19 protein-coding genes and 1 pseudogene are annotated in these 20,426 nt (G+C 62.9%); 4 read left to right on the top strand and 16 right to left on the bottom strand.

The features are described 5' to 3' along the window. Positions 1 to 771: 771 nt before the first annotated feature. The 7 genes and pseudogenes from HWX91_RS29650 to HWX91_RS29675 form a co-directional block, all read right to left on the bottom strand. Positions 772 to 1,533 (bottom strand): hydratase, encoded by a 762-nt coding sequence (locus HWX91_RS29650; protein WP_028196709.1) that lies wholly within the window; start codon positions 1,531 to 1,533, stop codon positions 772 to 774. Between the two features lie 332 nt (positions 1,534 to 1,865). Beyond that, positions 1,866 to 3,653 carry a methyl-accepting chemotaxis protein gene (locus HWX91_RS29655; RefSeq protein WP_028196710.1) on the bottom strand — a complete coding sequence of 596 codons (1,788 nt, stop codon included), beginning with the start codon at positions 3,651 to 3,653 and terminating at the stop codon, positions 1,866 to 1,868. Between the two features lie 444 nt (positions 3,654 to 4,097). Further along, on the bottom strand, positions 4,098 to 5,141 hold the full coding sequence (locus HWX91_RS29660) for a LacI family DNA-binding transcriptional regulator (RefSeq protein WP_028196711.1): 1,044 nt from the start codon (positions 5,139 to 5,141) through the stop codon (positions 4,098 to 4,100). A gap of 126 nt (positions 5,142 to 5,267) precedes the next feature. Beyond that, positions 5,268 to 5,501 (bottom strand): annotated as a pseudogene (locus HWX91_RS40930) (sugar ABC transporter ATP-binding protein); the annotation flags it as partial. A gap of 340 nt (positions 5,502 to 5,841) precedes the next feature. Further along, positions 5,842 to 6,804, bottom strand: a complete 963-nt coding sequence (locus tag HWX91_RS29665) for a sugar ABC transporter substrate-binding protein (protein WP_028196712.1) — start codon at positions 6,802 to 6,804, stop codon at positions 5,842 to 5,844. A gap of 367 nt (positions 6,805 to 7,171) precedes the next feature. Next, a complete protein-coding gene (gene corA, locus HWX91_RS29670; RefSeq protein ID WP_028196713.1) occupies positions 7,172 to 8,149 on the bottom strand; it encodes a magnesium/cobalt transporter CorA in 978 nt (325 codons plus the stop codon). A 217-nt stretch (positions 8,150 to 8,366) separates the two neighbouring features. Beyond that, positions 8,367 to 8,807 carry a hypothetical protein gene (locus HWX91_RS29675; protein WP_028196714.1) on the bottom strand — a complete coding sequence of 147 codons (441 nt, stop codon included), beginning with the start codon at positions 8,805 to 8,807 and terminating at the stop codon, positions 8,367 to 8,369. A 330-nt stretch (positions 8,808 to 9,137) separates the two neighbouring features. On the opposite strand from HWX91_RS29675, the gene cydX reads away from it, so the two are divergent. Then, the gene (gene cydX, locus HWX91_RS29680) at positions 9,138 to 9,287 is read left to right on the top strand and encodes a cytochrome bd-I oxidase subunit CydX (protein ID WP_028196715.1); all 150 of its coding nucleotides are present in this window, start codon (positions 9,138 to 9,140) and stop codon (positions 9,285 to 9,287) included. After that, positions 9,284 to 9,901, top strand: a complete 618-nt coding sequence (locus HWX91_RS29685) for a P-loop nucleotide/nucleoside kinase family protein (RefSeq protein ID WP_028196716.1) — start codon at positions 9,284 to 9,286, stop codon at positions 9,899 to 9,901. The genes cydX and HWX91_RS29685 overlap by 4 nt, the downstream gene beginning before the upstream one ends. A gap of 213 nt (positions 9,902 to 10,114) precedes the next feature. On the opposite strand, the gene HWX91_RS29690 is transcribed toward HWX91_RS29685, so the two are convergent. From HWX91_RS29690 to HWX91_RS29700, 3 genes are all read right to left on the bottom strand, one after another. Continuing rightward, positions 10,115 to 11,212 (bottom strand): saccharopine dehydrogenase family protein, encoded by a 1,098-nt coding sequence (locus tag HWX91_RS29690; protein WP_028196717.1) that lies wholly within the window; start codon positions 11,210 to 11,212, stop codon positions 10,115 to 10,117. A 223-nt stretch (positions 11,213 to 11,435) separates the two neighbouring features. Beyond that, positions 11,436 to 11,894 carry an Lrp/AsnC family transcriptional regulator gene (locus tag HWX91_RS29695; RefSeq protein ID WP_028196718.1) on the bottom strand — a complete coding sequence of 153 codons (459 nt, stop codon included), beginning with the start codon at positions 11,892 to 11,894 and terminating at the stop codon, positions 11,436 to 11,438. Between the two features lie 90 nt (positions 11,895 to 11,984). Further along, positions 11,985 to 12,869 (bottom strand): LysR family transcriptional regulator, encoded by an 885-nt coding sequence (locus HWX91_RS29700; RefSeq protein ID WP_028196719.1) that lies wholly within the window; start codon positions 12,867 to 12,869, stop codon positions 11,985 to 11,987. A gap of 187 nt (positions 12,870 to 13,056) precedes the next feature. Between HWX91_RS29700 and HWX91_RS29705 the strand changes: the two genes are divergently transcribed. Together HWX91_RS29705 and HWX91_RS29710 are read left to right on the top strand one after the other, a co-directional pair. Further along, entirely contained in the window at positions 13,057 to 13,545 is a 489-nt protein-coding gene (locus HWX91_RS29705) for a Spy/CpxP family protein refolding chaperone (protein WP_028196720.1), read from the top strand. A gap of 298 nt (positions 13,546 to 13,843) precedes the next feature. After that, a complete protein-coding gene (locus HWX91_RS29710) occupies positions 13,844 to 14,281 on the top strand; it encodes a PGDYG domain-containing protein (RefSeq protein ID WP_028196721.1) in 438 nt (145 codons plus the stop codon). Positions 14,282 to 14,365: 84 nt separating this feature from the next. On the opposite strand, the gene HWX91_RS29715 is transcribed toward HWX91_RS29710, so the two are convergent. The 6 genes from HWX91_RS29715 to HWX91_RS29740 form a co-directional block, all read right to left on the bottom strand. Further along, a complete protein-coding gene (locus HWX91_RS29715) occupies positions 14,366 to 14,734 on the bottom strand; it encodes a DUF3022 domain-containing protein (RefSeq protein ID WP_042275001.1) in 369 nt (122 codons plus the stop codon). A gap of 117 nt (positions 14,735 to 14,851) precedes the next feature. Further along, positions 14,852 to 15,661 carry a YhfC family intramembrane metalloprotease gene (locus HWX91_RS29720; RefSeq protein ID WP_028196723.1) on the bottom strand — a complete coding sequence of 270 codons (810 nt, stop codon included), beginning with the start codon at positions 15,659 to 15,661 and terminating at the stop codon, positions 14,852 to 14,854. A gap of 60 nt (positions 15,662 to 15,721) precedes the next feature. Further along, entirely contained in the window at positions 15,722 to 16,855 is a 1,134-nt protein-coding gene (locus tag HWX91_RS29725) for a LacI family DNA-binding transcriptional regulator (RefSeq protein WP_028196724.1), read from the bottom strand. After that, positions 16,852 to 17,817: a 2-hydroxyacid dehydrogenase gene (locus tag HWX91_RS29730; RefSeq protein ID WP_028196725.1), complete on the bottom strand. Its 966-nt coding sequence runs from the start codon at positions 17,815 to 17,817 to the stop codon at positions 16,852 to 16,854. The genes HWX91_RS29725 and HWX91_RS29730 overlap by 4 nt, the downstream gene beginning before the upstream one ends. 4 nt (positions 17,818 to 17,821) lie before the next feature. After that, the gene (locus HWX91_RS29735; RefSeq protein ID WP_028196726.1) at positions 17,822 to 19,120 is read right to left on the bottom strand and encodes an MFS transporter; all 1,299 of its coding nucleotides are present in this window, start codon (positions 19,118 to 19,120) and stop codon (positions 17,822 to 17,824) included. 243 nt (positions 19,121 to 19,363) lie between these two features. After that, positions 19,364 to 20,347 carry a sugar kinase gene (locus tag HWX91_RS29740; RefSeq protein ID WP_028196727.1) on the bottom strand — a complete coding sequence of 328 codons (984 nt, stop codon included), beginning with the start codon at positions 20,345 to 20,347 and terminating at the stop codon, positions 19,364 to 19,366. Between the last annotated feature and the right edge of the window lie 79 nt (positions 20,348 to 20,426).

Consider the following 20,426-nt stretch of genomic DNA (forward strand, 5'->3'; position numbering starts at 1 on the left):
CGCTATTCGGAAACGACATCGCTCGAATTCATCCTAAACCCTTTTAAATTTTTTTTCACGGACTACGTGATGAAAATCGTGCCGTGTTGCCCCTCCTGCAATCCTCACTTGGAAACACAGATTCGGTCACCTACAATCTTCCGCTCATCTCGCACTCATCCCGCACTCACGCACAACGACTGCCGGACCGCATTACTGCCTCTCCAACACCTCTGCTCGCCGTGCTGATCAACACCGCTGGCGGTGTGCCATGGCACGAATCGTCCTGTTCATCGAACAATCCCACTGCTGCGCCGGACAGCCTGTCTGCATGCGCACACTTTGTCGTCTCTAACGCGGACGTCATGCCATTTCCAGTGCCCGGTACTTTTTTTCATAACGCATCGCATCGCGATTCGGTCTACAGCGAAGAGCACTGTGTTACATGTTCGTTCGCGATGCCGACCAGCAGCGCCGTTCATCGGCGCATCGTGTAACGGTTCGTCAACGCACTGAAGGTTTCGTTCCACGCAATCGCGCATGGCGTGCGGCAGTCTTCGTGCGCTTGCCGCTTTTACCTGGCCCTCGTATTAACCGCGTTGGCGACATGGTTAGCCGTGTGTATAACTGGATCACGGCCATGCGATGGCTTGCTTCATAGGTGTATACGGCAAAACGTTCGATGCGGATGCTGTAAATGTAAAACGGCCGCCCGCGGGCAGCCGTTGTTTTGATGCTTCGTCTTTGTAATGGGTATCACAAGCCGCCGGTTACAAATACACCGTGCCACGCTCAGGTCAGTTCAATCTCCACTTCGCCGAGACCGTCGATGTGGCCGCGCACAATGCCCGGTTTGCCCACATTGTGCGCACCTACATACGAACCGGTGGTGATCGTCCATTCGGGCTCGATCGTAATGCCCATAGCGGCGCAATGGTTGACGAACCACACCAGCAGTTCGCGCGGATCGCCAGCCGGATTGCCGGTGGCGTCCGGCACCAGCGAGTCGCCGTCGAACGTCAATTCCAGTTCGGGCGACACGAAGTCGAAGCCCCGCGCGAGGCCCGCATAGGCAACCGGATGACCGGTAATCAACGCGCCGTTGTTCTGCGCATCCGCCAACTGTGCAAGCGGCGCGACATTGGGCCACTCGGAAAAGCGGCTGTCCACAATCTCGATGGTCGGCAGCACGACGCCGAGCTTCGCGAGCACCTCGTCGCGCGCATAAGCCCGGCCCCGCGGCTCGATGGCCTCGGCGAAGCGAAAGGCAATTTCCAGTTCCACCAACACCCGGAAAAAACCGTCATGGGCCACCCGCGCGGGCGACGGCAGCACCAGCGAAGCCGGGATCGGCGCGCCCGCGGCGGCCCCGCCCGGCGCTCTGGCGCCGATCTTCCACGCGCCCGTCGAATCGCCGAGGCCCGTGATGACAGCCTGCTGGATTGCGTAGGCGGTGGCTGCGTCAGGCGGCAGGCTGTCGGGTGGCGGCGCATCGATCGGGCGATGCTGCCGGCGTGCTTCGACGAGGCGGTGCGCGAGGTCGTATTGCGTCATGTCGGTCCTTTATGGCTGGCGCGTTGAGCGGTGGGCCGCTGCGCCGGGTGCGGCAGCGGAATAGCGGGCTCACGGTCCGCGCGCTAACGGGCTGAAACGGCACTGTTGCCGATGCGAGCCGTAGTCGCGCCCGTCAATGTACCGGATCGCGACGCTTACCAGGGTGCAGACATCGATTGTGAACGCTGCTTAGTCCACAAAACATGAAAAAAGACCGCGGTTGCATGCGCAATCGCGGTCTTTATCGTCATGCGGCGCGCTTGATCCGCTCGAGCATGGTTCTGTCTACTGCTTCATCAGGAACGAATGTTGCGGCACAGCGGCAGCGCCGATCAGAACGTTTCCCAATCCTGATCGCTGCCGGCGCTCGCCATCGCCTTGGCCGGCGTCTTCATGGGTGCAGCCGCTGCCGCGGGTGCGGTGGGTGCTCGTGCGGCCGCAGTGGACTGCGCAGCCGCTTGTGATGACGGGTGCGACACCGGTTGCAACGCGGCTTGTGACACCTTGCGTGGCGCCGTCGCGCGAACCGGCGCAGCCGTACGCTTCGGCGCCGCGCTCACGGGCGCCTTGTAACCGCCTTCTTCGAGCTGGAACACCGCGACCGCGGCACGCAGCTTGCCGGCCTGATCTTCGAGCGAAGAAGCCGCCGCAGCCGCCTCTTCGACCAGCGCGGCATTCTGCTGCGTCACCTCGTCCATCTGGGTGACCGCGCGCGCCACCTGATCGATGCCGCTGCTTTGCTCTTCCGAAGCCGCGGCGATCTCGCCCATGATGTCGGTCACACGCTGCACCGCACCGATGATCTCGGTCATAGTGCGGCCCGCTTCGTCGACCAGCGCGGAGCCGGACTGCACGCGCTCCACCGAGGTATCGATCAGCTCCTTGATTTCCTTGGCCGCCGCCGAGGAACGCTGTGCAAGGCTGCGCACCTCGCCCGCCACCACCGCGAATCCGCGCCCTTCTTCGCCGGCCCGCGCCGCTTCCACGGCCGCATTCAGGGCCAGGATGTTGGTCTGGAACGCAATCCCTTCGATGATCGAAATGATGTCCGCGATCTTCGCCGAACTCTGATTGATGTCGCCCATCGTGCCGACCACCTGGCCGACCACCGCGCTGCCCTTATTCGCGATCTCGGACGCATTGGCCGCCAGCGAGCTCGCCTGGCGGGCGTTGTCGGCGTTCTGCTTGACGGTGCCGGTCAGCTCTTCCATGCTCGACGCGGTTTCCTGCAGCGCCGAGGCCTGCTCTTCCGTACGTGAGGACAGATCGATATTGCCGGCCGCGATCTGACGCGTGGCGGTCGCAATCGATTCACTACCACTGCGTACCGTGCGCACCGTTTCGGTGAGATTACGCTGCATTTTGGCGATGCCTTCGAGCAACTGCCCCATTTCGTCACGTGAGGTGACCACGACCGGGCGGCGCAGATCGCCCGCGGAGATGGCGTCGAAATGTCCGAGGGCTGCGTCGAGCGGCCGGGCAATCGCGCGGCTCAGCGTCAGGTAGGACAGCGCGGCGGCGATCACGCCGATCAGCAGCGCTGCGATGCTCACCATGCGGAACACTTCGAAATTGCCTTGCGCCGAGTCGTAACCCTGCTTCGCCAGCGTGAACTGGAACTTGCGCAGCGCGTCATCGGCGCTGGCGAGTTCGTTGTACGACGCCTGAATGCGTTTGGCGCTCTCGACCAACTTGCCCTGGTCGTTCGCCGTGAGGATCGTCACAAACGTGTCCAGTTGCTGATGCAGCGCCTCGCGCCTTGCGACCACGTCCTGCGCGAGACGGTCTTCTTCAGCGTCGCGCGGCAAGTCCATGTATTTTTTCCACCACGTGTCGGACGTCGCGCGCATCGTACGCGCCCGCTCGATCGTCTGCGCCACCTCCGGCGTGCCCATCATGAACGCCGCCCGGTCGAGCGCCAGCCGCTCGCGTGCCGCATACAGCTCGGCGTTGCCGATATCGACGGCGCTCGGCATGGCGTTAGTGAAAGTGTCCCGATAAGCGTCGTTCGAACGACTCATCCCGAACAGACCGAAAACGCCGATGGCAACCAGCAGCGCGGCAAGAAAAGCCATCGTGAGGCCAATCCGCGCCTTGATCGTGATGCCTTTGTTCAACATGCTTGTTCCTGTACTTAGCAAATGAGAAGCTGCGTGCGCAGCGCGGGGTAGCGTGTCGCGTCTGCCTGCATGGCGCTGTTCTGTAGCCGCGCTCTTAATATTTGGGTTTACGGCATTCGATCTGCATACTTGAAGGATTTATATAGTATGAAGAAAGACGTTGTAAGCAAATGGAAGAAATTACAAACAACTGACAGGCCGTGTCCGGGCTAAGGTCACACGGCGTTTTTTTGACGTTCGGGAAAGCAGGTTCAGTTGGCCCGGGAGCCGGATGCGCACAGGCGGGGGGGTTCGAGTGGAGCCTGGACGCGAGTCGGCCACACAGATCAAGCGGAGTTCAAGCAGAATCAGACGGAACTCGAGCGGAACTCGAGCGGCACAAAAAACTGGACGCGAAGCCTGTCGGCTCGCGTCCGGCAACGCCATCCCGCACGGTGTCAGATATCAGGCGGCCAGATCGCGCCTCGCCACGCCGGCCCATGTCGCGGTCGACTCACGCACGATCAGACGCGGCGACACGACACGCCGGCGGCCCGGCGCACGCGGAGGATTGCCCGACGCCGTCCCGGCGATGCGTTCGATCAGCGTCTGCGCGGCCATATCGCCGAGCGCGCGAACCGACTGCCCCACCGTTGAAAGCGACGGATAGGTGAATCGTCCCAGCTCGATATCGTCGAAACCAATGATCGAGCAATCGCGCGGCACGCTGATGTTGCGCTCCGCCGCGGCGCGCAGCGCGCCGATGCCCATCATGTCGTTACCGGCAAAAATCGCCGACGGTCTCACGGTGTCGAACAGTTGCCCCGCCGCGCGATGGCCGCCCATCCCCGAAAAATCGCCTTCGACGATCGCGCCCGCTGGAATCTCGATGCCGCGCTCCGTCATGGCGCGGATAAAGCCGTGCAAACGCATGGCGCTCACCGCCGTCTTCACGGGTCCGGTAATGCAGCCGATTCGCACATGCCCCAGTTCGAGCAGATGACGCGTCGCGAGGTAGCCGCCCTTCTCGTGGTCGATCTGCACCAGATCCGCGTTCACGCCTTCGATGTTGCGATCGACCACCACCAGCGGCTCCCGGGCGTCGGCGAGCGTCTGCGCCAGCACCGCGTCGTCGCCCGCGGAGGCAACGATCAGGCCGTCGATACGCTTTTCCTGCAGCACGCGCAGATAGTTTCGCTGCTTGGCCGGATCGTCGTCGGAATTGCAGAAGAACAGGCAATAGCCGTTGCGCGCGCAACCGTCCTCGATACCGCGCGCCATCTCCGCGAAATACGGGTTCGTGCTGTTCGGCACCACCAGACCGATCGTCGCCGTCGCCCGCGCCTTGAGTGAGCGGGCCACCGCCGACGGCACATAGTGAAGCTGACGGATCGCGTGTTCGACCTTCGCGCGCACATCGGCCGACACCGGCCGTGAGTTGTTCACCACGTGGGATACCGTAGTGAACGACACGCCTGCCACGGCCGCTACATCCTTGATCGTCGCCATAACCTGTTGCTCTCCTGCCTGTTGTTCCCGCCGGCCGCGCCATCTGGCGACCCACCGGACGTCTTCATCGACGCGCGCCAGGTGTGCCCGAGATGCCGCCCGCGGCCTCGCTTGCCGGTCGATCGGTCATGCCAGACTCCCTGCTTCATGGGTGTCGACGGTATGCAGCAACGCTGCGCGCCTGCGGCGGCCGGCAAAAGCGGCGGCCAGCAACGCGTCCTGCGACCATTTGTCGCGCCCGCACCCACCCGTCATGCTTCCCGCGGACAACTCGCGCCGATCCGGTCGCAGATCGGCATCAGCCCGCGCAGGTCGCTCGACACCACAATAAGCGCGCCCTTCACGCTCCAGGACCCCCAAGGCCACCGATTATTTTGGATAGCGTACTCTTGCCGGCGCCGCTCCTGCCCGTGAGCGCTAATGCCTATTCGCCGTGCAATTACCTTCGTGACGCTTACCTCTGAATTAACGGCGGGCCGCCCGGTTTCTTGAGCGTTTATTGAATTGGCGCGGATTCGCACGTTTTTGCCACGCATTCAAGCCACGCATTCAATATGCTACGGCGGGCGGGCGAACAACCCGCGGCACCCGATTTGCTGCAGTGCTACTCGCGATGCCCGATCCAGTCGTTCCGGCTTCGTAGTGGTACGTAGTGGTCCTTTGCTGGCGGTACTTTCCGGTATGCGATGCTCGATGCTTATTACCGGGTCACCAGATCACATGGCGTTTCCACCACACCGGACAACTGCGACTGCTTCTTGTGCTCGCTGATCGCCTTGAGCGCCGTATCGATCCCGAACACGGCCTGCTTGGCCGCGTACTGGTCGGCGGTGGCGAGGACGCGGCCGTCCTTCAGCATCGGCCTGATCGCATTGATGTTGTCGTAACCGACCACGAGCACCTTGCCCTGCCGGCCCGCCGCGCGGACGGCCGAGACCGCGCCGATCGCCATATTGTCGTTGCCGGCGAGGAGCGCCTTCAGATTCGGATACTCATTGAGCATGGCGGAGGCCACCGCGTTGCCTTTGTCGATTTCCCATTCGCCCGATTGCACCGATACGACCTTGGCGCCGACCGCTTGCATCGCGTCCTTGAAGCCCGCGGTGCGTTGTTGCGCGTTGGTCGTCGTCGACACGCCTTCGATAATGCCCACTTCGTCGCCCGCCTTCAGCTTTTTGGCCAGGTAATCGCCGACCTTCTGTGCGCCCTTGCGGTTATCCGGGCCGACAAACGGCACGTTCAGATCCTTCGACTTGAGCACGTCCGGGTCGAGCCGGTTGTCGATATTCACGACGATGATGCCCGCGTCGATGGCCTTCTTGACCACCGGCACCAGCGCCTTCGAATCGGCCGGAGCCAGCACGATCGCGTCGACTTTCGAGACGATCATCTGCTCGACGATCCTGATCTGGTTCGCGGTGTCGGTCTCGTCCTTGATGCCGTTGGTGATCAGATCGAATTGGGAGGCGTTGTGCTTCTGATAGTCCTTCGCGCCGTTTTCCATGGTCAGGAAAAACTCGTTCGCGAGAGACTTCATCACTAGCGCGACCCTCGGTTTATGGGCAGCCGCGCTTTGCGCATTGGCAGAAGAAAACGGTAAAGCGGCGGTGGCGGTGACGAGAACAGCGGCCGCCAATAAGCGGCGGCGAATGCGATGGCTCATGCCTATCTCCAGAAAACCTTCTTGAGGCTCGCGATCGAGCCGTGTTTTTTTTAGTCTCGCGCAAACGTTTGCGAGGCCTATTCTCAGCGCGCCCGGTTCGGACTGTCAACGATTCGTGGTGGTGCGAGGCGCCGGCACGCGAAACGCGCGCGGATCAGGCGCGCCCGCCGGATTCGATCCGGCGCGGCGCTTAAGTCCACCATCAGGCTGCAGGTCGGCAAGGGTTCCTCGTTTGATCCGTGCGTGGCAAATTTGCCGCCGGCTGCAAACTCCACAGACGGCGGGCCGTCTATGCTGGACTTTTATTGCGCACCATGCAAGCGGGAACCCCGCGAGAACGCTCGCGGGACGACCGGTCAACCGCCTGTCAAAGCCAGTCGGCCTTGCGAAAACGCCAGTACAGGACCACATCCACCGCCAGCATCACGAGGAGGCAGATCGGATAGCCGTACTTGCTGTGCAGCCCGGGGATGCTCTCGAAGTTCATCCCGTAGATGCCGGCGATCATGGTCGGCACCGCGAACAGCGCGGCGAACGAGCCGAGCCGCTTGGTCACTTCGCTCTCGGCAAGCGAGATCATCCCCAGGTTGACCTGCACCGCGGTCACGACCATTTCGCGCCGGCCGTCGATGGTTTTGACGATCCGCTGGAGATGATCGTAGACGTCGCGGAAATAGGCCTGCATGCCCTCGCAGACACTCGGAATGCGGCCGCCGGTCAGCTTGCCGATCCCTTCCTGCAACGGGGCAATATGGTGCTGCAAGATGACGAGACGGCGTTTCAACGAGTACAGGTCCTCGATGATCGCCCGCGAGGCCGCCGAATTATTGCGTTCGAAGATGCGGTCTTCGAGTGCTTCGATTTCCGTGTTCATGGCCTCCACGATCGGAAAATAACGATCGACGATGTCGTCGGCCAGTGCGTACAACACGAACGCCGAACCCTCCTTGAGCAGTTGCGGCTCGCGCTCGCAACGGGCGCGAACGTTCTGGAACCCGGCGCGCGTGCCGCGGCGCACCGACAGCACATAGTTGTGCCCCACGAACACGTCGACCTCGCCGATCAGCAGTTCGCCCGCCTCATCCATTTCCACGGTATGCATGACGGCGAACAGCGACTCGTCGTACTCCTCGATTTTCGGACGTTGATGGCCGTTTCGCACGTCCTCGATTGCGAGTTCGTGCAGGCCGAACTCGTGCTGCATCACAGCCAGTTCTTCCGGCTCCGGGTCTTTCAGTGCGACCCAAACAAAGCACTCGGGCCGCGCCACGTAGTCGCTGATGCTCTCGATATCGATGTCGCCCAGCTTCCTGCCGTCCTGATAGGCGGCGCAATTGATCAGCATGTTGGATTACCTTGAAAACGGAGCAGACCGGCCGGCCTGGCGCCGTAGCCAGGCGCGGTGGCCAATCCGCGTGAACGAATACACGACAGCCGCCATGTTAAGGGCTCTGCGTGAACATCATGTAGGCAATTGTTAAACCCGCGGAGCAGCGGGGGCAGGCGCCGGCCGACGTGGCGCGGCCGGGTGCCGGCCGGCGCCGCCACGGCCCTGCGCCATGCTACCGGGCAACCCTGCGCAAAACGATGCGGTGATCGTCGCCGAAGCTGACCGACGCGTGGTTCGTGTAACGCGTATCCGCAGTGACCGTAAAGCGCATCTCCACGACCGGATCGAATTGGGTGGAGACGCCGATGCGATGCACGCCCGGACTCAGATAGAAGACCACGTGTTCACCGTTCATCAGATCGGTGACCTGTTCGCCGTCGATATACACAAGGGCATCGCGGAACCGGACAATCACGTCGCGGGAACGTTCGCGCCGCACGTCCACGGCGACCAGCCCGGTTCCGGGCTGCGTGTAACCGGGCTGGACGATGCGCGTTTGCGGCACCTCCTTGAACGCCACGGGTTCGGCCGGAGTCGACGCGCAACCGGCGAGCGACGCGACAGCCAGCGCGAGCAGCGCGGCTTTGCAGTGGAAGTGCTGGCGCATCGGCATGCTGGGTCTCCCGGGTCGCTGATCGTGTTATTGGTCGTTTGCGCGTGATGCTGTTCCTGTTACAGGCGCATTGCGCCTTGCTGGCTGCAGCGCCTGGCCACAGATCCTGGCTGAGGCGCCGAAGCGCAAAACGCCTTGCCCCTCTTGCACCAGACCGCGTTCTTCTTCATGATCGCTGCAAAGCGCGGCGCTGTGGGCGCCGCGCGCTGCGGATTTACCCTCGGATCCGCCGCGTGTTACCTTTGTTTGCCCTCAAGTTTGCTTCTCTGTACCGGCTATGCGTAACGCTTCATCGTCCGCCACGTCGGACCTGCGATCAAGGAGACTGCAATGTGGTATTTCACCTGGATTCTCGGCATTGGCGTGGCGTTGGGCTTCGGCATCATCAATGTGATGTGGCTGGAAGCCAGCGGCAAATTCGCGCGTGATCCGCAAGTCGCCGGCACCCCGCCCGCCGCGCCCGAGGACAGGTCTTCGTGACGCATCTGGTTTTCTTCTGCGGTCACGCAGGCACCGGCAAAACCACGCTGGCGAAGAAACTGATCGGCCCACTCATGCAGGCAAGTTCGTCGCCCTTCTGCCTGCTCGACAAAGATACGTTGTTCGGCGGCTACAGCGCAGCCGCCATGAGCATGCTGACCGGCGACCCGAACGACCGCGACAGCCCGCTTTTCCTCCAGCACCTGCGCGAGCCCGAGTATCGCGGCCTGCTCGACACCGCCCGCGACAATCTCGAGATCGGTGTCAGCGCGCTGGTGGTCGGGCCGCTGTCGCGCGAAGTGCGCGAGCGGCGCCTGTTCGATCGCGCCTGGCTCGGCATCGGCACGGACGTCACACTGCGGGTGGTGTGGATCACCACATCGGAAGAGACTGCCCATCAGCGTATCGTCGAGCGCGGCAATCCGAACGATGCCTACAAACTCGCGCATTGGGACGAATATCGGCAGCGCTGCTTCGTGCCGAGCGGCGAGATTTGCGACGACCTGTTGATGTTCGATAACACCGCGCCCACCCGCGCGGATTACGAAGCATTGCTCGCACAGCTGGTGGGCGAGCCGCATGCGTCGTCGGGGATGCCACCGTTACCTGTGTAGCGGCCGGTGCAGCCGCCCGGTTAATACCGTCGTTTCAAACGCACAACGCCCCGCAATGCGGGGCGTTGGCGTTCATAACATGGCCTTCTATGAGGCGTTTTTCGTTGCTTGCGTTGGTGTGCTACTCGCGTTGCTCGCGGCAGTCACTGCCGCGGTGTCGCACGGCCCCCGGTATTGAGCCTTTATCTGAAATCTCAGTGCGGTGATTGCGACTTACACCGTTGCCATCGCATCCAACGACTGCCCTTCGTACAACTGGCCAAAGCGGTTCGCGAGGAAGTCTCGCAGCGATACCTGTTCCTGACGCACGAAGCCGCTTTGCGGCAGCTTCTTCTCACGGAACAGATCGAGCACCGCGCACATCGCGCCGGCCGTAGTGATCTGGATCGCGCTCATCGGCACACCGCACACCGTCTTCGCGAAAATCTTGCGGGTGAAGACTTCCTGCACCAGTTGACCATCGCGCATGCCGCTCACGGTGATGAACACCAGCACGACGTCTTGCGCGGTCGCAGGCACCGAACGGCGCATGATGGTCTTGAGCGTATCGCGGTCGCTCGCCAGACGCAGGTCTTCCAGCAGGAACTGCATCAGGTTGCGGTGGCCCGGATAGCGCACCGACTTGTAGTCGAGCGACTCGACCCGGCCCGCCAGCGTTTCGCATAGCGTGCCCAGACCGCCCGAGGTATTGAAGGCTTCGTATTCGGTGCCGTCGAGCGAGAAATGTTCGAGGCCTTCGAGCGGCTGCACCCACTGCGTGCGGCTGTCGCGGATCGCCTCGCAGGGCTGGCAGTACTCGTTGATCAGGCCGTCGACGCTCCACGTCAGGTTGTACTTCAGCGCATTGGTCGGGAACTCCGGCAGCGCGCCGACGCGCATCTTGACGTCGCGGATTTCGCTGAAGCGGTTCGCCAGTTCATGCGCGGCGATGCCGATGAAACCCGGCGCCAGACCGCACTGCGGCATGAACGCGTGATCGGCGGAGTCGGCGATCTCACGGATCGCGTGAGTGGCGCGCACGTCTTCGGTCAGATCGAAGTAATGGACACCCGCGCCCCTGGCGGCCGAAGCCACGTTCACCGCGAGGTAATACGGCAGCGCGTTGATGAGCGTATCGAAGCCTTGAATGGCGGCACGCAGGGCGGCGGCGTCGGCGGAATCGACGCGGCGGGTCGGAATACCCTGGGCGGCGAGCTTATCGAGCGCATGTTGATCGCGGTCGAACGCGACAACGTCGTAGTCGCCAGTTTCGCGCAACATATGGGCGATGGTGTGACCGATCAAACCTGCGCCAACAATGGCTACTTTCATGCGCTTCTCCTTATTCTCTGTCTGCTGTCTCCAGCTTGGGAAGTGCGCTGCGCTTAGGCGCGGCGCCCGGCGGGCTGAACCCTCGAGACACAGTTTAGGGAGAAGCAAAAACAGTTCATACGCGCAAAATGCTGCGCTATGACCATGATTTTCGACGTTATGACGAGACAATTAGTCGATATGTCGAAAACATGTCAAAACGGCGTAAAAATCGGGCAGCGGATCACACCATGCCGCGGTCAATCTTGCGCGCCAGAATGATCGACGTAGTAGTCCGCTCCACGCCTTCCAGGCCACCGATCTCATCGAGCAGATCGTTGAGGCGGTCGGGCGAATCGGCGCGCAGCCACGCGACATAATCGAACTCGCCGCTCACCGCGCAGAGCAATTGCACCTCGGGCATCTTGCCGAGACGCTTCTGCACGGCAGGTCCGTACTTCGGCGCGATGATGATGCCGACGTAGGCCTGAATGCTCGAGTCGAGCACATCCTGGCCGAGCCGCACGCTATAGCCGCCGATCACATTGCTGCGTTCGAGCCGAGCGATGCGGGCGATCACGGTGGTACGCGCCACATCCAGCTGGCGCGCGAGATTGGCGACGCTTTCACGGGCGTTGGCTTGCAGCGCCGCCACGAGGCTGCGGTCGAGTTCGTCGAGTTGGTCGAGGCGCGGAGGTCTCATCGGAGGCTAAAGTTGGTCAGGCGTGGAGCGGATTATCGCGCGTATTGTGGGCATCGGGCATCGGGTGGCCGGCAGAAGAACCCGGAAGGATCACACGCCGAATCGCTCGATCACGAAGTCGATGAAGCTGGTGAGCTTCGGCGTGGCACGGCGATCACGCGGATAGACCAGATGAACGGGCGCGCCCTCGGGCAAATAGTCTTCCAGCACCGACACCAGTTCGCCGCTGGCGATCTCTCTCGCGAGCAGCGCCTCCGGCTGCAACACCAGCCCGAAGCCGCGCAAGGCGGCCACTTTGAGCGCCTGACCGTTGTTGGCCCGGAACCGTCCGGCCCGCAACTGGTTTTCGTCCGCACTCTCGCCGCCTAGCCGCCACAGGCCCTCGCGGCCCCAATGCAGAAAGCCCAGACATTCGTGCCGCGTCAGGTCGGCCGGCGTGCGCGGTATGCCGGCTCGCGCCAGATAGGCCGGTGAAGCGCAGGCGCGCATCCGGTAAGGCTTCAACGGCCGCGCGACGAAACTGGAATCCGGCAAATGACCGATTCGCACCGACGCGTCGAAGCCCTCCTCCACCAGATCGATCACGCGATTCGACAAATCCAGTTCAAGGCTCACGTCTGGCCAAGCGCTCAGGTAGTCGGTCATCGCCGGAGCGAAGACTTCCACGCCGTAGGTCAACGGCACCGTCACCTTCAGCACCCCGCGCGGCGCGGCTGCCATTGCCTCGGCCGCGGACTCCGCCTGCTTGACGTCCGCCAGAATGCGCCGGCACTGCTCGTAATAGTGCCGGCCGATTTCCGTCAGACTCTGACGGCGCGTGGTGCGCGTCAGCAGCCGCGTCGCAAGCCGCGTTTCAAGCGAGCGGATGTGCTTGCCCACCATTGCCGACGAAATGTTAAATCGTTCGGCCGCTGCTGTAAGACTGCCCGCTTCGACCACCGCGACGAAGATTTCCATGCTGACGAATTTGTCCACCCGCTATTTCCTGTTCGTTTCGGTTGTAAGCGTTTGTCGCACTGCAACCGCAGTGTAGGGATATCGTGATACTAATAGCGGCGACGGCGAAGTGGGCAGCCGGTCGCCTTGCGTCGCCATGCCGATGCACGTTAGGCCGCTCGCCATGCTCGCCTGGTCCCAATTCGAACAGACATCAGGAGTTTCGATGAAAAAAGCACTCGTAATGCTGGCCACCGCAGTCGCCATGAGCGGCGCATTCGCACAAACTTCCGCGCCGGCTTCGGCGCCGGCCAGCGCCTCGGCACCCGCCGCAAAAGCCGGCCACGAGCGCAATGTCGAAGACCGCATCACGTTCCTGCACACGAAGCTGAAGATCACGCCGGAGCAGGAAACGCAGTGGAACGCTTTCGCCGACGTGATGCGCAACAACGGCCAGACGATGGGGCAGTTGTTCCAGCAGCGCAAGGCCGCCACGAACCTGTCCGCGCTCGACGACATGAAGCAATATGCGACGATCGCCCAAGCCCATGCTGACGGCATGAAGAAACTGGTCGACGCGTTCGATCCGCTGTACAACAGCTTCTCGCCGGAACAGAAGAAGCTGGCCGACGCGACGTTCCACCAGGGTGGCCCTGAAAGCGGCGGCCGTCACCATGGCAAGGGTGCCAAAAAGGCGCCGGCGGCGGCTGAGTGAGGCGTGTGAAGCCCTCAGCGCTTCATTGAGTGACGTCACTGAGCAACGTAACTAAGCGACCTCAGTGAGCAACGTCACTGAGCAACGTCGCTGAGCAGCTTCACCGCAGGCGAGGCTGGGTGCGCACGGCGCGTGTTTGCGCGCCGTGCGCTCAGTTCTTTCGCCTTCGAGAACAGCCCGGCCGCTCGCCTCGGCAAAAGAAGCCGATCTTCAAACGCATCTGGCATGATTGCGAGTAAGTGGCGTCGAGACGCAAAGACCCGGCGCGGCTGTCAATCTCTCTACACTCATTCGCTTGATGACCGAACTCAAAAATCTCGATCTGAATAACGATGCCGACGCCCAGCGCGTCGTCAAGAACGAAACCGTGAGCGTCGAGTTCGCCGCTGCCGCAGGCGAACTGATGAGCCTCGAAGGTCCGAACCGATACGCTCCGGGCGACGCGCTGATTACCGGCTCGACCGGCGAGCGCTGGGTCGTCTCGCGCGACCGCTTCGATGCCAAGTACCTGCCGCAAGACGCCGCCCTCGCCCACGGCGAACCAGGCGCATACCGCAACCGGCCGGCCGTCGTGCTGGCTAAACAGATGAACGAAGCGTTTTCGCTAGCCCGTTCGGCAAGCGGGGGCGATGTGCTGCACGGCGCCGCCGGAGACTGGATCATGCAATACGCGCCGGGTGATTACGGTGTGGTGCAGGCCGCACGCTTCGCGAAGGTCTATCGGCTCGCCGATTGAGTTTGCGGCAAACTGAGCGCGGCAAGCCTCGCGCACTCGGGGCCGCCCGCCGGCGCATGATCCGAGCGACTTGAGTCGACCATTTCAGGCAAACTCGTCGCCGAGATCCACCGTCACATCGCGCGCCACCGCTTCGCCGTTCGCATACTGTTCTTCGAGCGAGCCGAGGCTCGCTTCGACATACGCCCGCAACACGGCGAAACTCCGGCCACGCAGCCGTGCCGGCAACGCGCGATAACGCGCCAGCGCCGTCGGTGCAATCACCACGGTCATCACGATGCGGCGCGCAGTTGCGCCGAAACGCATGGCAACCCAGTGAATCGCCAGGGTCGGCGTGCCGTCTTCGCCCGCACGCTGGATGAACTGTGTCTGCTCCGGAAACAGATCGCTGATGACGCGCGCCAATTCCTCGAACTCGGGATTCGCGCAGTCGTATTGGTAAGCTTCTTCCATGAGATGTGCCGAAAGGATGAGCCTGAACGGCGTACCGCAAGGGTACGCCGGAAGTTAATGAATCGCGAAGGGAGTGTGAAACGGCTTCCTCACGCGAGCCGCCTCACGCAAGCTGCCTCACACGGCGGCCGCCGGGCGGCGGAACGCTCTGAACAGCCAGCCCGCGACAATCAGCGCCCCCAGCGCGTACACCCCGTCCACGGCGGCGAGCGGCACGAGTTGCGCCTGGAACAATGCAGCCGGCACGTCGACCAACGCATGCAGCAGAATCGCGAGCGGCAGGATGCCACGCCAGCCCGCCCGCAGGCCGCGCCACATCAGTACCGACAAACCGATCTGGAACACCAGCGCAGCCACTCGTTCGAGCGCGAAAATGCCCGCCGTCTGCGGCGTCAGGCTGGCGAGGATCAGGTGGATGCGCATCACCGAGTCGGTCGGCAGATTGCTCAGATAACCGTCCAGTTCGCCGCGATTTTCGAAAATAGCGAACAGGATCCACTGAATCTGCACCAGCACGCCGACCAGCCAGGCCTCCGCGCCACCGTGGCCGAGGCCATAGGTCAGCGCGGTGCCGTCACCCGTGTTTGCGGCAGACGCGGACCTCGCCGCGGCGCGCTTGAGCAACAGACGCATCCCGATGAAACGCCCCACTTCTTCGCACACGCCCGCCACCAGCGCGCCATACACCACGAAGGCCAGCGGATTGGACAGAAAGGTGGCGGTCGCTTCGTTCCGATGGAGCACGTAGTCGTTCAGCGCGCGCTCGATCACCATCGCGAACAGCGCGAAGATGGCGATGCCGGTGATCGCGTCCCGGGGTTTCAGCGCGAGCGGCCGACGCAAACGGCGGTAGATCAGGAACGGTAAAGCGGCGACGAACAGGGTCGCAACGGTGAGGCTCGAGAGGGTAAGCGGTGCAACAACCATGAGTTTCCTTGCGATGACCGGCCCGCACCCGCTGCGCGCCGCAGCCCGAATGATCGCAGATCAGCGCGAAGTCGACGCACGCACGATCAATTCGCCCGGCAGAAGACAGTCGCGCGCGGTGGTTTGAACCCCTTCGATGCGCTCATGGAGGAACTCGACGGCGCGATAGCCGATCTCGTAGGTCGGCTGGCGGATCGTGGTGATGCCGGTCAATTCGGCCCATTCGGGATCGTCGATCGACAGCAGCGCGACGCGCGCCTGCCAATCCGCGCCATAGCGCGCTTTCAGATGGAGGGCGAGGCACAGCGCGACCGGCGCGTTGGCCGCGAACAACGCGATGCGGGCGGGTTTGCCGACGCTGCCGCTTAAGACGTTAACTATGGCGTTATCGATAGCGTTGGCCACGGCCCCGTCGGATCTGCCAGCCGCATCGATTGCGCGGTCCAGTTCGGCGAGGGCATGCTCGACGGCTTCCGGGTCGGCAAGATTCAGCACCAGCGTATGCCCACGCGCGCCGCCCTTGCCGCCTTCGTCCTTGCCAGCCACACCGTGCATCACCTCGCGAAAGGCCGCCTCACGCAGTTGCCGCGAACTGACCTGCTCGAAGGGCTGCACGACAAACCAGATATCGTCGAAACCATGCTCGAGCAGGTGCCGCGTACCGAGCTCCGCGGCCGCCCGGTTGTCCAGCCCGACCATATCGGCGACGAGCCCTTCCACCGAACGGTCGACCAGCACCGCCGGAATTCCCCCACCGCCCACCGGCCGCAGGGTTTCCTCGCGCACGCCGAGCGCGTTGACAATCACGCCTTCCACACGATACGTGGTGAGCAGTTGCAGATAGCGCCGCTCCATTTCGACTTCGTTGGCGGCGTGGCAGATCAGCGGCATCAGCCCGAGCGCCTGGCAAGCGGCTTCCACGCCTTGCAGCACTTCGACGCTGTACGGGTTGGTCAGATCCGCGAGCAGCATGCCGATCAGACGGTTACGGCCTCGCTTGAGGCCGCGCGCCATCTGGTTCGGCTGATAGTCGAGACGTTCGATGGCCGCCTCGATGCGCGCGCGCAATTCCGGCGACAACACGCTCATCTCGCCATTCAGGTAGCGCGAGATGCTGGTCTTGCCGGTGCCGGCTTCACGCGCGACGTCGGTAATCGTCGCGCGGCGCGTGGCGGCAACGGGCGTCGTACTCATGACTTCAATACGTCGCGGTTGACGATGTTGGTCGCGAGCGTACCCGCGAGCGCCGCGACGAGGTTTTCCGCCGCATTACGCGCCATCGCATGACGGGTCTCGTGCGTCGCCGAACCGATATGCGGCAGCGCGACCACGTTCGCCATTTTCAGCAGCGGCGAATCGGCCGGCAACGGCTCGGTCTCGAACACGTCCAGACCCGCGCCGTGAATCGTGCCGTTTTGCAGGGCTTCGATCAACGCCTGTTCATCGACCGTGGCGCCGCGCGAAGCGTTGATCAGGATCGCACTCTTCTTCATCGACTTCAGTTCGGCGGCGCCGATCATGTGCTTCGTCTCGGGCGTGAGCGGCACCTGCAGGCAAACGAAATCGGAGGTCGCAAGCAACTCCGCCAACTCGACACGGCGTGCGCCGTACGCCTGTTCCGCCTGCGCATTCGCGCTGCGGTTCGTGTACAGCACCTTCATGTTGAAGCCGAGCGCCGCACGCCGCGCGACCGCGCCGCCGATCCGTCCGAGCCCGACGATACCGAGTGTCTTGCCCTGCACATCGACGCCAAAATGGGCGGGGCCGATGCTGTGCTTCCACTGCCCCGCCTTCACCCACTCCGCCAGTTCGACCACGCGCCGCGCCGATGCGAGGATCAGCGAGAACACCGTATCGGCGGTCGATTCGGTCAACACGTCCGGCGTATGCGCAAGCACGATGCCGCGGCGCGTGAGGTCGGCCACATCGAACTGGTCATAGCCCACCGAGATGGTCGACAACGCCTTTAACCGGCTCGCGCCTTCGAGCATCGCTGGCGTGATTTTCACGCTCGAGCCGATGCCGCCGTCGGCATCCTTCAACGCGGCGACAAACGTGTCGTGCTGCGCAGGGTCGACCTGCACGACCTGCGCATGCTGCTGCAGATACGCGAGCACATCCTCGGGCAACGACTTCCATGCGACGATCTTCTTCATCTGCCTATTTTCCTTGCAACGGTGTAGCGAGCTTGCCGGTCTGATTCAGCGGCTGCGCCTGCGGCTGCGGCTTGACGATCAAGGTCAGAATCACCGCGGCAATCAAGGCCACGCTCATGAACGCATACGACGCCGCGGGCGAACCGGTCGCGCCGTTCAGATAGCCGACCACGTACGAGCCGACGAACGAACCGAGCGCACCCATGCTATTGATCAGCGCCATCGCGCCGCCCGCAACGTTCTTCGGCAGCAACTCCGGCACGATCGCGAAGAACGGCCCGTACGGCGCATACATCGCCGCGCCGGCGATCACCAGCAGCGCATACGAAATCCAGAAGTGCGCGGAGCCGAGCGCATACGACGCGGCGAACGCAATCGCGCCGACCAGCAGGAACGGCCACACGAACACTTTGCGGCGGTTGAGTTTATCCGATGCCCACGAAGCCGCAAGCATCGCGATCGTGGCCGCCAGATACGGCAGCGCCGAGAGCCAGCCGGTTTCGACCATGCCGAGCGTCGAACCGTTCTTCAGGATCGACGGCAGCCACAGCACGAAACCGTAGACGCCGATGCTCCAGCAAAAATACTGTGCGCACAGCTTGATGACCGCGGGCGTGCGAAACGCTTCGCTGTAATTGCGCACCGGTTTGATGGCGGCCTGTTCGGCGCGCAAGGTTTCGGCGAGGTCGTCCTTTTGCTGCTGCGTGAGCCACGAGACCTGCTGCGGCTTGTCCTGCACGATGAACCACCAGCACACCGCCCAGATAATCGCGGGTGCGCCTTCGGCGATGAACATATGGCGCCAGCCGAACGAGTGCACCAGATAGCCCGATACCACCGACATCCACAGCACTGTCACCGGATTGCCGAGAATCAGGAAGGTGTTGGCCCGCGAGCGCTCGCTCTTCGTGAACCAGTTGCTGATGAAAATCAGCATTGCCGGCATCACCGCGGCTTCGACCACGCCGAGCACGAAGCGGATCACCATCAGCGAGGGGATATTGCTGACCATGCCGGTCAATGCCGCGCATCCGCCCCACAGGACCAGACTCCAGAACACGAGCTTTTTGACGCTGCGGCGTTCCGCGTAAATCGCGCCGGGAATCTGAAAGAAGAAATAACCGAGAAAGAACAACGCGCCGATCAGCGACGAGAGTCCTTTGCTAATGCCGAGATCCTGGTTGATGCCGGCGGCCGACGCGAAACCAAAGTTCGCGCGGTCGAGGTAGGCCAGGCTGTACGTGATGAATACGATCGGCATGATCGTCCACCAACGGCGAATCGCAAGCGATGATGAGGTCATGGAAGTCTCCTTTGTCGACCAGAGTTAGCGCTTTAGCGCTTACTCTGGTCCCATGCAGTTGCGGTCGACCAGAGTTAGCGCTTTAGCGCTTACTCCGGTCCCATGCAAGTTAGTTGCTTACGGCTTCCCGAAGCAATGACGGACGGTCATGGGCGCTCTTAAGCGCTCTTGCTGTTATCGAGCCAGCTAACACCGGATAGCGCGGGATGCGCCAGATGCGACACGCTCCCGGCTCCCCCGCGCTCACGCCGCACTGGCGACGCTGGGCGCGTCGGCCAGTTCGAGCGCGTCCAGTTCGGCGCGGCTCGGCAGGCCCTCCGAATCGCCGATCACCTGGATCGCCAGCGCGCCGATCCGGTTGCCGCGCGCGACCGCTTGCGGCAGCGCCTTGCCTTCAAGCAGCGCGCTGACCACGCCGACCGCGAAACCATCGCCCGCGCCCACCGTGTCCACGACCTTGGCGACCGGCTGGCCGGCGATCACGGCGGCATCGTCGGCGGTGCGAAAGTACGCGCCCTCGGCGCCGAGCTTGATGATCACGCCACGCGCGCCCTGATCGAGATAAAACTTTGCAATGTCTTCCGCTTGCGTATAGCCGGTCAGGATTTCTCCTTCGCCGATGCCGGGCAATACCCAGTCGGCCAGCGCGGCAAGCGCATTCAACCCTTCGACCATCGCGGCGCGCGAGGGCCACAGCGTCGGACGCAGATTCGGGTCGAACGAGATCGTCTTGCCTGCTGCACGCATTTCTCGCGCCAGATGGAAAGCCAGTTCGCACGAACTCGCCGAAATGGCCGGCGCCACGCCCGTCAGGTGCAGGTGACGCGCCGACAGCACATAATCGGCCGCGTAGTCGGCCAATGACAGGTGACTCGCCGCCGACCCTTTGCGGAAATACTCGACCGCCGGATCGCTGCCGTCGTCGTTCTTCGACTTCAACTGGAAACCGGTCGGGTAGCGCTCGTCGGTGGTGACGCAGCGCTGGTCGATGCCTTCTTTCGTCAGCGTGTCGCGCACGTACTGGCCGAACGAATCGTTGCCGACCCGGCTCATCCAGCCCACCTTGAAACCCAGTCGCGACAGGCCGATCGCCACATTCAGATCGGCGCCCGCGACGCGCTTGGTAAATTGCCCGACGCTGGCCAGCGCGCCGGTTTCGGCGGCCACGAACATGGCCATCGCTTCGCCGTAGGTAATGACATCGAGTGCTGCGCTTGTGTTGCTCATGCTTCGCTCCTGCGTGTTGCCGCTTGCTTCCCGCTTGCTTCCCGCTTGCTGCCGTGTTTTCGCTACCACGCTTCTCTCA

This window comes from Paraburkholderia fungorum (assembly GCF_902833645.1).
In the GTDB taxonomy this organism is placed as follows: domain Bacteria; phylum Pseudomonadota; class Gammaproteobacteria; order Burkholderiales; family Burkholderiaceae; genus Paraburkholderia; species Paraburkholderia fungorum.